7 protein-coding genes, 2 tRNA genes, 4 pseudogenes and 1 other annotated feature are annotated in these 13,733 nt (G+C 51.3%); of the genes and pseudogenes, 3 read left to right on the forward strand and 10 right to left on the reverse strand.

The genetic code is table 11. The features are described 5' to 3' along the window. Nucleotides 1-36 precede the first annotated feature (36 nt). From lonB to XI25_RS27065, 6 genes and pseudogenes are all read right to left on the reverse strand, one after another. Nucleotides 37-1,765, reverse strand: a pseudogene (gene lonB / locus XI25_RS27035) (ATP-dependent protease LonB). Nucleotides 1,766-2,003: 238 nt separating this feature from the next. Further along, nucleotides 2,004-3,114 (reverse strand): annotated as a pseudogene (gene ispG, locus XI25_RS27045) (flavodoxin-dependent (E)-4-hydroxy-3-methylbut-2-enyl-diphosphate synthase). Nucleotides 3,115-3,217: 103 nt separating this feature from the next. Beyond that, nucleotides 3,218-4,481 (reverse strand): annotated as a pseudogene (gene clpX / locus XI25_RS27050) (ATP-dependent protease ATP-binding subunit ClpX). A 14-nt stretch (nt 4,482-4,495) separates the two neighbouring features. Further along, the gene (gene clpP / locus XI25_RS27055; RefSeq protein ID WP_046680471.1) at nt 4,496-5,086 is read right to left on the reverse strand and encodes an ATP-dependent Clp endopeptidase proteolytic subunit ClpP; all 591 of its coding nucleotides are present in this window, start codon (nt 5,084-5,086) and stop codon (nt 4,496-4,498) included. A gap of 377 nt (nt 5,087-5,463) precedes the next feature. Continuing rightward, the gene (gene tig / locus XI25_RS27060) at nt 5,464-6,786 is read right to left on the reverse strand and encodes a trigger factor (RefSeq protein ID WP_046680470.1); all 1,323 of its coding nucleotides are present in this window, start codon (nt 6,784-6,786) and stop codon (nt 5,464-5,466) included. A gap of 143 nt (nt 6,787-6,929) precedes the next feature. Next, complete coding sequence (locus XI25_RS27065) at nt 6,930-7,769, reverse strand: hypothetical protein (RefSeq protein ID WP_046680519.1); 840 nt, start codon at nt 7,767-7,769, stop codon at nt 6,930-6,932. Nucleotides 7,770-8,107: 338 nt separating this feature from the next. On the opposite strand from XI25_RS27065, the gene XI25_RS27070 reads away from it, so the two are divergent. Next, nucleotides 8,108-8,181: transfer RNA gene (locus XI25_RS27070), tRNA-Arg, on the forward strand. Nucleotides 8,182-8,517: 336 nt separating this feature from the next. Here XI25_RS27070 and XI25_RS27075 read toward each other — a convergent pair. Then, nucleotides 8,518-9,048, reverse strand: a complete 531-nt coding sequence (locus tag XI25_RS27075) for a GNAT family N-acetyltransferase (protein WP_046680469.1) — start codon at nt 9,046-9,048, stop codon at nt 8,518-8,520. 295 nt (nt 9,049-9,343) lie between these two features. Here XI25_RS27075 and XI25_RS27080 point away from each other — a divergent pair. Next, a pseudogene (locus tag XI25_RS27080) lies at nt 9,344-9,774 on the forward strand (EamA family transporter). Nucleotides 9,775-9,952: 178 nt separating this feature from the next. Then, nucleotides 9,953-10,176, forward strand: a binding site (T-box leader). Between the two features lie 147 nt (nt 10,177-10,323). Then, on the forward strand, nt 10,324-12,204 hold the full coding sequence (locus tag XI25_RS27085; protein WP_046680468.1) for an arginine--tRNA ligase: 1,881 nt from the start codon (nt 10,324-10,326) through the stop codon (nt 12,202-12,204). A gap of 174 nt (nt 12,205-12,378) precedes the next feature. Here the strand turns inward: XI25_RS27085 and XI25_RS27090 are convergent, their stop codons facing one another. The 3 genes from XI25_RS27090 to XI25_RS27100 all read right to left on the reverse strand — a co-directional run bounded on the left by XI25_RS27090 (nt 12,379) and on the right by XI25_RS27100 (nt 13,649). Then, complete coding sequence (locus XI25_RS27090; protein ID WP_052759722.1) at nt 12,379-12,822, reverse strand: hypothetical protein; 444 nt, start codon at nt 12,820-12,822, stop codon at nt 12,379-12,381. A 35-nt stretch (nt 12,823-12,857) separates the two neighbouring features. Continuing rightward, nucleotides 12,858-13,316, reverse strand: coding sequence for an SAM-dependent methyltransferase (locus XI25_RS27095; protein ID WP_046680518.1), 459 nt, complete (start codon nt 13,314-13,316; stop codon nt 12,858-12,860). A gap of 259 nt (nt 13,317-13,575) precedes the next feature. Continuing rightward, nucleotides 13,576-13,649, reverse strand: a tRNA-Arg gene (locus XI25_RS27100). Nucleotides 13,650-13,733 lie beyond the last annotated feature (84 nt).

The raw sequence follows: 13,733 nt of genomic DNA on the forward strand, positions 1-13,733 counted from the left end.
ATCAAATGTTCGTATAAAAAACCAACAAAGCGGTTGTTAACAGCTGCCCGCATCGGTCATTCCCCCCGCGTGGGGAGGGTTAGCCTGGAGCAGCGAGCCGGAAGCGGCCGGAAATGTCTCGCTGGCCGGCATTTGAACAATATCCGGAGTTACGGCTCCGCCGAACACCTGAGCGAATACTTCCTTCACGGATTCAACGGGAATAACCCGCAGTCCGTTTAAATCCTGGAACAAGGTCTGCCAGTTATCCTTCGGAATGATCACCGTGGTTGCACCTGCTTGGAAAGCCGCCTCCACCTTGGCAATCACGCCGCCGATCGGCTTCACTTTGCCGTGAATGCTGATTTCCCCGGTCATGGCGATTTTGTTGTCCACCTCAAGCCCCCGAATGGCAGACACGATCGCCGTAGCCATCGCGATACCCGCGGAAGGCCCATCGATCGGCGTTCCGCCGGGGAAATTGATATGCAGATCGTAATCCTTCGGACAAAAGCCCATGGATCCCAGAACGGTGAGCACATTTTCGACGGAACCTTTGGCCATGCTTTTACGCCGCAGCTTGCGCGCTCCTCCGCCAAGCTCCTCCTCGTCCACTACGCCCGTGATGTTGTAAGTGCCCCTGCCTTTGTCGGCAGCAACGGCGGACACCTCGATTTCCAGCAGCGCCCCCATATTCGGGCCGTAAACCGCCAAACCGTTGACAAGACCGACCTGGGGACGTTCCGGCACCTTCCGGTCCGGCCGCGGCTGCAGCTGGCTGCTGCTCGCCACCCATTCCACATCGGCTGCACGAAGCGTCTCCCTCTTTTCAGTAAGAGCCAGCCCCGCTGCCAGCTGAATCATATTCACGGCTTCACGGCCGTTCGTGCAATACCGTTTGACGACCTCCACCGATTCGGGGCAAGGCTTTAAGCCGATCTTCTGGATAGCGTCCTCCGCGATCCGTCCGATTTCCTCCGGCAGAAGCGGACGGAAGAAAATCTCCATGCAGCGCGAACGCAAGGCAGGCGCGATTTCTTCCGGCGAACGCGTCGTTGCTCCGACCAGCCGAAAGTCAGCCGGAAGGCCATTTTGAAAGATATCGTGAATGTACGCCGGGGTATTGGCGTCTTCGGAATTATAATACGCGCTTTCGAGCAGCACTTTCCTGTCTTCGAGCACCTTTAACAGCTTATTCATTTGAATCGGATGCAATTCACCGATTTCATCCACGAACAAAATTCCTCCGTGGGCTTTGGTTACGGCACCGGGCTTTGGCTGCGGTATGCCTGCCACGCCCATGGCCCCGGCTCCCTGGTAAATCGGGTCGTGTACGGAACCGATCAGCGGATCGGCAATGCCACGTTCGTCAAAGCGTGCGGTGGTCGCATCGATTTCCGTAAACTTGGCGTCATATTTAAAAGGCGATTGCGGATTTTTTTTTGGCTTCTTCGAGGACGACGCGTGCCGCCGCCGTTTTTCCGACTCCGGGCGGGCCGTAAACGATGACGTGCTGCGGATTGCTGCTGCAAAGCGCGGCTTTCAGGGCACGGAGCCCGTCCTTCTGGCCGACGATGTCATCCATCGTCTGAGGCCGGGTTTTCTCCGCCAGCGGTTTCGTCAGCGTGATGGAACGGAGCTTCCGAAGCTTGTCGAGCTCTTTGCGCGACTCCCGGTCAACGGCCGTTTTGCTCGTCTTTTGCCCCCGAAGCAGATTCCAAAAATAAACGCCGATGATTACGGCAAAGAACAGCTGTACCAGCATAATGATCACATTGAGATTCACAAGTCATTCCTCCCGTTTCTCCGTAATTTCATTCTGAAACACGTTAATACATGATAGTATTGCCTGTTTCAGTTGAAGGTAAAAGTATTCTTTCAAATGAATTACAGAGAAACCAAGGGCCGGGAACGGCGAAATGGTCCCCGCCAGGTTGTTTCTGCGGTAACTGCGCATGCAAAAAAGCCGTGCCGGAAACATCCGGCTGACGGCTTTCTTGCGAACGTATGGAAATATCCGGCGTTTATACGCCAGTTTTATGCTTGCGGCCCGGAATTTCACCGGTTTCTTCATACACCTTGACGATATGGTCGATCTCCTTCTTCAGCTCTTCGACCATCGTTTCCTCCGGCACTTTGCGGATCATTTCCCCATAGCGGAACAAGAGCCCTTCTCCGCGCGCGCCGGCGATGCCGATATCGGCTTCCCTGGCTTCGCCCGGGCCGTTAACGGCACAGCCGAGCACGGAAACTTTAATCGGGACTTTGAGATTTGAAATGTATTCTTCTACTTCGTTGGCGATGGAAAACAAATCGATATCCAGACGGCCGCAGGTCGGACAGGACACGAGTGTCGGCGCGTCCGAAATCAGACCGAACGTTTTCAAAAGCTCCCGTCCCACCTTGATTTCTTCCACAGGGTCCGCACTGAGGGAGATCCTCATCGTATTCCCGATTCCCATGGACAGAAGCGCGCCGAGTCCGGCTGCGCTCTTAACCGTTCCGGAGAACAGCGTGCCCGCCTCGGTAATGCCCAGGTGCAGCGGATACGGAATGACCTCCGCGGCTTTGGTGTAGGCGGCGATAGCCATCGGTACGTCCGAGGCCTTCAGCGAAACGATAATATCGCGGAAATCCAGCTCTTCCAAAATGCCGATATGATACAAGGCGCTTTCGACCATGGCCTCCGGCGTCGGGTAGCCGTATTTTTCGAGCAGGTGGTTTTCCAGGGAACCGGCATTGACGCCGATCCGGATCGGAATGCCTTTTGCCTTACACGCCTTGACAACCTCCTCGACCTTCGCCCGCTTGCCGATGTTGCCGGGGTTGATCCGGACCTTGTCGATTCCGTTCTCGATCGCGGCAAGGGCCAGCTTGTAGTTGAAATGGATATCCGCCACGAGCGGGATATGAATCCTTTTTTTTTATTTCCTTGATGGCTGCAGCAGCCTCGTCATTGTTAACCGTGACCCTCACAAGCTGGCACCCGGCTTCTTCCAAACGCAGAATTTCGGCAACCGTCGCCTCCACGTCTGCGGTTTTGGTCGTGCACATGCTTTGAATGATGACTTCGTTGCTTCCGCCGATGGTGAGGTTACCCACTTTAACGGGCCGTGTGTCCTGTCTCAAAAACATGGATCAATCTCTCCCATAGAACGCCAAAGCTCCACCCCGGCAAAACGGATATGCCGCAAGCGGGAGTGGAGAGTTGACGTTGTTTTATTTAAAAGCGCCGGAATCAGGCGCTTTCTTCTTGTTTCTTGTCATTGGTTCCGTTTCCTTGAAGCTCGGGAATAACCTTATCCCGTACAACCTTCTCTGTAATGACGCAGTCCGTAATATCGTCACGGGACGGCACTTCGTACATCACCTCAAGCATGATGCCCTCAATGATGGAGCGAAGACCGCGCGCACCGGTATTGCGCTTGATGGCTTCACGGGCGATCGCTTCCAGCGCCTCTTTCTCGAATCTGAGGTTGACGTTATCCAGCTCAAGCATCTTCTGATACTGCTTGGTCAAAGCGTTCTTCGGTTCGGACAGAATCCGGACAAGCGCTTGCTCGTCAAGCGGCTCAAGGGTCGAGATGATCGGCAGACGTCCTACAAACTCCGGAATCAGGCCGAATTTAAGCAGGTCTTCCGGCAGAACCATCGTCAGGTATTCCCCAGGCTTCAGATCCTTCTGCCCCTCACCTGTGGCGTTAAAGCCGATGACCTTTTTGCCGATCCGGCGTTTAATGTACTGTTCCAGTCCGTCAAACGCGCCGCCGCAAATAAACAGGATGTTGGTCGTGTCGATCTGGATAAACTCCTGATGAGGATGCTTGCGTCCGCCTTGCGGAGGTACCGAAGCGACCGTGCCTTCGAGAATTTTCAGAAGGGCCTGCTGCACGCCCTCGCCCGATACGTCGCGGGTAATGGACGGATTTTCGGATTTACGGGCCACTTTATCGATTTCGTCGATATAAATGATGCCGCGTTCGGCTTTTTCAACGTCGTAGTCCGCAGCCTGAATCAGCTTCAGCAAGATATTCTCAACGTCTTCGCCCACATAGCCTGCTTCTGTCAGGGAAGTCGCGTCCGCGATGGCAAAAGGAACGTTTAGGATTTTGGCCATAGTCTGCGCCAGCAGCGTTTTACCGGAACCGGTAGGACCGAGCAGCAAAATGTTGCTCTTTTGCAATTCGACGTCCTCGATTTTGTTTTGCGTGTTAATGCGCTTGTAGTGATTGTATACGGCTACCGACAAGGATTTTTTTTGCTTGATCCTGGCCGATGACGTATTGATCCAAAATACCGCGGATTTCCCGCGGTTTCGGAATATCCTTCAGATCGACCTCTTCCTCGTGGCCGAGTTCCTCCTCTACGATTTCCGAGCACAGATCGATGCACTCGTCACATATATAAACGCCGGGACCAGCAACCAGCTTGCGGACCTGCTCCTGGGATTTGCCGCAGAAGGAGCATTTCAGCTGCCCTTTGTCGTCGTTAAATTTAAACATGCTATAACCACCTCTTAAGATTTGATCGGTGAAGACAGGACATCGTCGATAATCCCGTATGACTTCGCTTCTTCCGCGCTCATGAAGAAGTCGCGGTCCGTATCGCGTTCGATTTTTTCAAGGGGCTGACCTGTGCGTTCCACATAGATACGGTTAAGCTTCTGTCTTGTCTTGATGATCCAATCTGCGTGGATTTGAATATCGGATGCCTGGCCTTGAATTCCTCCCAGCGGCTGGTGAATCATGACCTCGCTGTTCTCCAGCGCATACCGTTTGCCCGGTGCCCCGGCGGTCAGGAGCAGCGACCCCATGCTGGCGGCCATGCCAACGCAAATCGTGGACACATCAGGCTTGATGTACTGCATCGTATCATATATACCCATCCCGGCCGTTACGGAACCACCGGGTGAATTGATGTACATGTGGATGTCCTTCTCCGGATCTTCCGCAGCCAAAAACAACAGCTGGGCAATAACAAGATTGGCGACATCGTCATCGATCGCACTGCTGAGGAAGATGATGCGATCTTTCAGTAATCGGGAATATATATCGTAGGATCTCTCTCCCCGATTGGTTTGTTCCACAACCATAGGTACAAGACTCATGCGACCAACCTCTTTTCCTTGAAAATTATACTTTAGCGTTACAAAAGATATTCTAACATGTTCAAAGCGCCATGTCATTTTTTAACCATGTTTACATTCTATGAACTGGCCAAAAAATATATCCTGCCAACTTATCTCAGTATGTATGCAAGTAGAAACGACGCCATCGTCCTCTGGGGATGGGGCAAAATTGACGTTTCTACCAGGAAATATAAGCCAAGTATAAATGAACTACATACTTTGCTTATATCTGCGCAAAAACACCCATTTCATGTCATTTTTAGTAACCAATTGGGTGTTTTTAGGTAAAAATAAGGCACGCCATCAAAGAACGTGCCTTATCCAATCTAACGGCCGCTTATGCTGCGGCCTTATTATTATTCTTCCGTTGCTTCTTCTTTTGGAGCAGGTGCGCCTTCAACGCTGTTCTCGAGCAGGAAATCGATCGTTTTGCGAAGCAGAAGTTCTTCGCTAAGGCTGTCCAAGGAACCGTTGGAAGACAGAATGCTGCGGATTTCATCAGCGGAACGCTTGTACGTTTCAGCCATGTTGTTCAGCTCTTCATTGATCTCCTCTTCGGATACTTCGAGCTTCTCTTCCTTCGCAATCTGCTCAAGCACCAGATTGTTGCGAACGCGTTTTTCGGCATCGTCCTTCATTTGACCTTCAAGATCGGATTTGGACTGGCCGGAGAAGCTGAGGAACATGTCAAGGTTCATGCCTTGCTGACGAAGACGATTGTCGAAATCGCGCATCATGTTTTGAACTTCGGATTGTACCATGGCTTCAGGAATTTCAATCTCGGCGTTTGCTGCCGCTTTTTCGACAACTTCGTTTTCACGCACGCCTTGGGCTTCCTGTTCCTTACGGGAAAGAAGCTGTTGCTTCAAGTCTTCCTTGTACTCGTCAAGCGTATCGAATTCGCTTACGTCTTTGGCGAACTCGTCATCCAGCTCAGGAAGCTGCTTGCGCTTGATTTCGTGCACTTTCACTTTGAAGACCGCTTTTTTGCCGGCCAGCTCTTCCGCATGGTAAGTTTCCGGGAAGGTTACTTCAACGTCCTTGAAGTCGCCAGTTGCCATTCCGATGACCTGGTCTTCAAAGCCGGGAATAAAGCTGTTGCTGCCAAGCTCCAGGGAATAACGCTCGGCTTGTCCGCCTTCAAACGGAACGCCGTCAATGGAACCGTCAAAGTCGATGACCGTGATGTCGCCGGAAGCTGCCGCGCCTTCGTCAATCACGACGAGTTCGGCATGACGCTCCTGCATGCGCTCCAGCTCTTGCGCCAGTTCTTCGTCGGTTACTTCAGCTTTCACCGCCGCGACCTCAATGCCTTTGTAGTCGCCCAGTTTCACTTCAGGTTTCACCGTTACTCTCGCTTTGAATTTGAACGCTTGGCCTTTACCGAACTGCTCAATGTCGATTTCGGGACGATCTACGGGAAAGATTTCCGCTTGATCCACAGCCTCGCCGTATGCTTCAGGAAGCAGGATGTCGATCGCGTCCTGATAGAGGCTTTCCACTCCATAACGAGCTTCAAAAATCGGCCGAGGCACTTTTCCTTTACGGAAGCCCGGTACGCTTGCTTTTTTTACTACTTTATTAAAAGCCTTGTCGAGGGCAGCCGCTACGCGGTCCGCTTCAACCTCAACGTCGAGAACGCCAAGGTTCTTCTCTATTTTTTCCCAAGTTGCTTTCATTTATGCTTTCCCCTCCAAAAATTCACGTGGTCGGCGTAGATAATATAACCCGTACCGAATAACCACTATAGTATAAACAACATTAATTTCTTTTTCAAGGGCGAACCCTTGCCGCTCTGTGCGGGAAACGTTTCCCCGCCGATTCAGTCATGCGCGCCCGCGGATACGAATTGTTTAATAGAGCGGTAGGCCTGTTCATAGCGAAAACGCATCGTGTCGGTAATGCCGTAGGAGGAACGAATTTCTTCTTCTTCCCGGATTCCTTTCAGACTCTCGGAGACGGTATCATGCAGTGCGGCAGCCCAAATGTCCTGCGTAGCTTCGTCGTTATCGAGCATGGACCGATAATCGGCCGTGCCATAAACCGCCATAATGAACTGGGACCACAGCTCCTGTGCAAAATAATATAGAGTCGGCTCATGCACTTCCGTCTTCTCCGCCACGCGTTCGAGTATGCGTTGCACGGCTTCCGGAAAATCACCGGGGCTCAGCGGGATTTGGTCGACCTCCACTTCCGTTGTTTCCGAGCCCCGCGGCAGGACGACCGTCCCCGACATTCCTCTTCGCCGCAGGGTCTGCAGCACCCGGAACTGCAGGAGCGGATGAAGAGGCTTCTCTTTAAGCCAATCGGTCAGCGCCTCGTCCACCTCCGGCCGATCCAGGTACGCCAGCTGTTCCAACGCAAGCACGGTCTGCTCGGTAAGCGGACCGTTCATGACGGTATCCAGCAGTTTATCCGCATAGCCGGCATCCTGCGAAAGCTTCTCCCGGACCATTCGCCGGGTCATCTCCGCTTCGTCTTCTTCATCTTCTTCATCCAAATGCCCTTCGCCGGCTGCTCCCGATGAAGCAGATGGAAAAGCGGCCTCAAGCCACTCCAGCAGTGCCTGCCATTCCTCGTAATGCCGTTCATCCTGGCCTTGACACCGGAGCAGAAAGCGGAGAACCTCCTTGGCCTCCCCGTAACGTTCGTTTTCGAGCATGACGGTAAGCTGGATCTGATAGAAATCCAACGTCTTCGGAAACAGGATGATGTTTTTGTCGTCTTGGTCTGGGGAGTTGGAGTCCTTTATAAGGACACCTCCTTTCTTATCCGTTTTTTATATTTGTTGATTATAGCATAACCCCTTCAAAGTTAAAAAAGAGAGCCTGTCCGGATATGGCCGTCTCCAACCGCACTTTAGGGTTATCGAACAAACCGTTGGCAGCATATCTTATCTTTATAACACAATACGGGGGCGATTAATCGTTCTTCCAGAAAAAAGTCTGTTGAATTTATTTTTTTATTATGGTATGATATTTTCTGCTTGAAAAATGACATGTCCCAGTAGCTCAGCTGGATAGAGCAACGGCCTTCTAAGCCGTCGGTCAGGGGTTCGAATCCCTTCTGGGACGTATATCAAAAAAAAAACGCCTTAGGGCGTTTTTTTTTGCGTTCCAGGGATGAGAACCCCTGAATAGGGGGGCGTCGGAGCATAAGCATCGATAGCATCCGCTTCGCAGTCCGCCGAAGGCGGTATCCCTTCTGGGACGTAAAGCAAAACCGCCTTTTAGGCGGTTTTTTGCGTACAGGGATGAGAACCCCTAAATAGGGGGCGTCGGAGCAACTGCAAGTATTTCGAATTCTGCCCACTTTGGCCTTCGATGCTATTTTCCTCGTCGGCATGCATCGTAGTGGCCGGGTCAATACGTCCCGAAAATCGTTACAGGTAATACGTCGTACTCCCATGTTTAGCTTGCCACTCTTCTTGAAGAAGCCCCATGATCACCTGATCGCGGAAGCCGTTCATTGTCCACATGGCTTTTCGCCGCATGCCCTTCTACAGTAAAGCCGACTTTTTCATAACAACGAATCGCCCGTTTGTTATCAGCAAAAGTGTCCATGTCGATACGGTTCAGGTTGTAGCGCGTGAAGAGAATTTTTACAAATTCAGATAATGCAGTTGTCCCGTACCCTTTCCCCCAGTAACGCCGGTCACCGATCAACATGCCGATCGTGGCCCTGCGCGCCACCCGGTCCATATCGCGAAAGGAAATCTGGCCAATTACCACCGGCTCATCTTGAACATCCTCTTGCGCCTCAATCACGAAAAAGCGTTGCGTATCCAAGGGCGATTGTCTCCGAAATTCGTCAATTAGATGCTCTCGTGCGGGAATCGCGTTGCCAAACCCGCCTGCCGCCCAGAACATTACTTCTTCATCCAACCGGAAACGGTAGATCTCATCTACATCGCGGAGTTCTACGGGCCTAATCTTGACCATCAAGCTCACTCCTCCCAACAATTTATCTTCTCGTGTTAGCTAAAATCATAATTTATCATACGTTATCCACGTTCAGCAAAAAATCATCAATTCCTTAACAAAAAAAGAGGACGTTTTTCCGTCTCAGGACGGAGAAACGCTGAGGGAGGATGCCGGAACCAACAAAATTTTTATCCGGCTCTCCTTCATCTATGTTGCATTCCTGAGCTTCATCACGGTCAGAGTCTGGTTTAAATTTCAGGCCTGCCATATACTACTTAAGCATGGATTCCCAAAATTTAAAGGAGGTTAAGACATGCCTTTATGGCTTACATACGCGCTGCTCTCGGCTGTGGCCGCAGCACTCGTTGCGATCTTCGGGAAGATCGGGCTTCAAAACATTGACGCTAACTCTGCTACGGCCATCCGTTCCGTCATTATGGCTCTGTTTCTGCTCGGTGTGGTGGCTGTTCAAGGTAAATTTTCGCAAATCGGCGAAATATTGGCTCAGCGAAAAGCCCTCGGCTTTATTGTGCTCAGCGGGGTGGCCGGAGCTTTATCATGGCTTTTTTTATTTTTTGGCCCTGAAGTACGGAAAGGTTTCACAGGTCGGTCCCATCGATAAGCTGAGCGTTGTCATTGCCGTCATCTTGGCTTTAGTGTTTCTCGGCGAAAAAAATATCATGGATCAACGCGGCCGGCGTCGCATTGATTGCCGTCGGAGCTCTTTTGGTGGCTGTAAAATAGGCCTTGCGGCGGCGGTAGGATTCGTTCTGCGCTGCCTGCAATGATGATAGGACAATTTCAATTCCACTTAGCGAGATCGTATAGTATAACCATCAAACATATGCATTTCAATATTTTCAATAAAGATCGCGGTTGCTTTTTCGGAAGGATTGGTTATAATATGAAAAAAATCAATACAGCAAGTTCGATGATCGGGAGAGTAATGAACGGACGTCTATGTCCAAGCGAGCCGGGAGAGTGGGAGCCGGTACAGACGCGTTCACGAAACGGACCCGGGAGATGGACTTCCGAAGCGCAACTAGGGAGCCCCGGTTTACGCCGTTAAAGTATACGAAAGTGGTCGACCCAAACAAGGTTGGCAACGAGAGTGGTACCGCGAGAACTATAGTCCTCGTCTCTTATGGAGACGGGGACTTTTTGTTTACCCGAAAGTCTGCATTAAGATGCCCGTGTAACACTTTATATTGCAAACATTCGCTCTTGTCCCGGTCCGCATGCTCTGACTTGCTGCAATACTTCGTTTTTTCATTTTAAAGGAGGATAACATTCATGTTAAAACCGCTCATAAGCTCAGCCGTAGAACAAGCTGTGCAGCAGGTCTTGACGTTGTCGGACGCCATCCTGCCGGATGATGTCCTAATTCAAATCGAGCAGCCTGCCAATATGGATCATGGCGACTATTCCACAAACATCGCCATGCAGCTGGCAAAAATCCTGCGAAAGGCGCCCCTGGCCATTGCAGGCCTGATTAAAGACCAGCTTCAGCTTAATTCGAAATTTACCAATCTTATACCGTGGATCGAGGTCGTCCCTCCCGGCTTTATCAACTTCAAGCTGGATTGGGCCTCCTGGGCGGCCATGGAATTGGAACCAGCTCCCGCGCCGGTTGAAAAAGTGGTGGTTGAACATACCTCCATTAACCCGAACAAATCCGCCCATATCGGCCATCTGAGAAACTCGTGCATCGGCGACACGCTCGTTCGCTTGCTTAGAAAAAACGGATACCGCGTCGAGGTCCATAATTATATTGACGATCTGGGGAACCAGCTGGCGGATACCGTCGTCGGCATGCTCCATTTTCCGCTATCCAAAGAGCATCACAGGTTCGGCGATTACTGCTGGGATATTTATTCATCCATTAACAAGGCCTACGAACACGATTCGGAGCTTGCGAAGAAAAGAACCGAGGTTCTTCATGCCCTGGAGGAGGGGAATCAGAACCTTTCCTGGGTCGGTCTCCTGGTCGCGGAGCGGATCGTAAGGGAGCACTTGGAAGAAATGAAGCAATTCGGCATTGAGTATGACCTGCTTGTGTGGGAGAGCAGCATCGTGAAGGAAGGCTTCTGGGCGTCCGCTTTCGAGCTCCTGAAGGGAACGTCATTGTTTCATCTGGAAACGGAAGGGAAGCTGGCTGGCTGCTGGGTACTCAAGCAAAGCGATAATGCCCCTTCCCTTTCCGCAAACCAAGCAGACGGCGCTCATCCCGACCACAGCGCCGATAAGGTTCTCGTTCGCTCCAGCGGGATATTAACCTATACCGCCAAGGATATCGCTTATCATCTTTGGAAATACGGACTCCTTCAAAATGATTTCGAATATAAAAGATTTTCGGACGGCGTATGGACCACCGGTTCCCACGGCGAGCGCATGCCGTTCGGTAATGGCGACATGGTCGTGAACGTCATCGATTACAGGCAGCAGTATCCGCAGGCTATGGTCAAACAAGCCCTTGAGGTCCTAGGATTTGATAATGAAGCGCAAAAGCTCCGCCATGTCAGCTACGGCGTCGTTTCCTTAAGTCCTTCGGCCGCCGCCGAACTTGGCATCGACACCACTGACGGAAAAGCATCCTATGCCATGTCCGGGCGTCAAGGGATCGGGATTAAAATTACGGAGCTGATTGACCGTGTAGAGCAGGTGATCGAGCAGTCCCGTTCGGACAAAAACGGTTTGTCCAGCCGGGAGATCGCTGCCGCTTCCATCCGTTATTACCTGCTGCGTTTTGCCCTGCAAACGGAAGTGGTGTTTGATCTGAAGCAGGCGACCGAAATCTCCGGAAATACCGGAGTCTATCTACTCTACTCTTATGCCCGCTCGCTCAGCGTGCTGAATAAGGCACAGGAAGCGGGAGTATTTCCGGCCGTTCCTCACCGGATCGATCATCCGGAACAGGCGGAGCATGCGCTTCTGAGACATATCAGCGCGTGGCCGGATGTCCTGGACGCGGCGGCGCAAGAGCTTTCTCCAAGCATGCTTTGCAATTACGCCTATGAGTTGGCATCGCTGTTCAACAATTTTTATGGAGCTTGCCCGATCCTTAAGGCTGAGGGCGATTCCAGGAAAAAACGCGTTTGGCTTACCTCCCTCTTTAAGGATACGCTCGGCGAGGTACTGGAAGTATTGGGCCTGCCGACACCGTCCAGAATGTAATAAACCTCAACATAACGCCTATCGGCGTATCAGTAAGCAAATCTGTCCTATTCAGCCGGAAGATTTTCATGGGGATTTCGGTAACGGATTTCCTATTAAATCGGGTTATCCTTATTGAATAAGCCCCTGCTTCTTCTTTAATAAAGAGATGCAGGGGCTTATTCATCTAATGGATTACTGCAAACCGCGGACGGTCAGTTTAACGATAAACCCATCCTTTGTTTCGGTCTCTTCCGAAATCGTCCAGTTGACGGCAAGCGCTTGTTTCAGCCGGGCCAGCTCCGCCGCATTCAGCGTCACTCCTTCAATGAAACCTTCCCCGACAGTGAAATCGGTCTCCGAGCTTAAGCCGAACGTTTCCTCCAGCCATATTTTCAGACCGTTCCGGGTGTTGAATGTGATTCGGTAGCCTTCGAGCACGGCTTTCTCCAGGTCTTCCCCATGGTCGCTTGCATAGCTGAACAGCTCCTCATACTCAAAATGCCCGTTTTGCGCTTTTGCAAAGGCTTCAACTTTCCCCGAACGGATGGCATGCTGAAGCTCCTCGGATGATAATCCGCACTTCTGTGCATGTTCCAAAAGAATCGCGGTGTGCTGCGAAATTTTATTTTCTGACACGATGAAATCTCTCCCCTTCTATGTATGACAACAATTTACCAATATTCAGACATGAGGTCCGTAGCCCAAGAAGGCTGTGAAACGTCTTCTCTCGGCAAAAACTCCTTCATGACGGGCTTAATGTCCAGAACCGGCGTGCCGTCAATCGCGTCCAGACCTTGCACCGTCAAGGTACGCCCATCATGGCCCAGCAGCCGAACGGTAGTCAAGCCGATTTTGTTCGGGCGGTTTTTGCCTCTCTGCGCAAAGATCCCGACCTTTGGATAAGCCGTTTGGTTTCTGGGGTGCCGCGCTTCCGTTTGGATCTTATGTTCCTCCACCTGATCAAAATAAAAAACGATATCCAGGTGCGAAAATTGGTCGATCCCCTCCAGCGACTGCTCGCTCAAATTTGGGGCCAGCTCAATGGTCGAGATCACCTCTCCCCAATGGTCGTCTTTAACGACTTTACGGGAACTCCTGACGCAGGCTACTGGCTTTACGGTGATTTCCATGATCAGCATCCCTCCTGACGTTTAGCCGCTCATTACAGTATAAATCTTTTTCAAGCTGATGGGGAAGGGGTTCTCATCCCCTGGAACGAAAAAAAAACGCCCTTAAGGCATTTTTTTGACATACGTCCCAGAAGGGATACCGCCTTCGGCGGACTGCGTAGCGTATGCTATCGATGCTTATGCTCCGACGCCCCCCCTATTCAGGGGTTCTCATCCCCTGGAACGAAAAAAAAACGCCCTAAGGCGTTTTTTTGACATACGTCCCAGAAGGGATTCGAACCCCTGACCGACGGCTTAGAAGGCCGTTGCTCTATCCAGCTGAGCTACTGGGACATGAGTATGTATTTGAAACAGTGACAAGGAATATTATATCGCATCTTCACCGATTTTCAAAGAACAATTTTTTTCAATTACAAG

Origin of the sequence: Paenibacillus sp. DMB20, assembly GCF_000987955.1 — a bacterium.
Taxonomy (GTDB): Bacteria; Bacillota; Bacilli; order Paenibacillales; family Paenibacillaceae; genus Paenibacillus_AQ.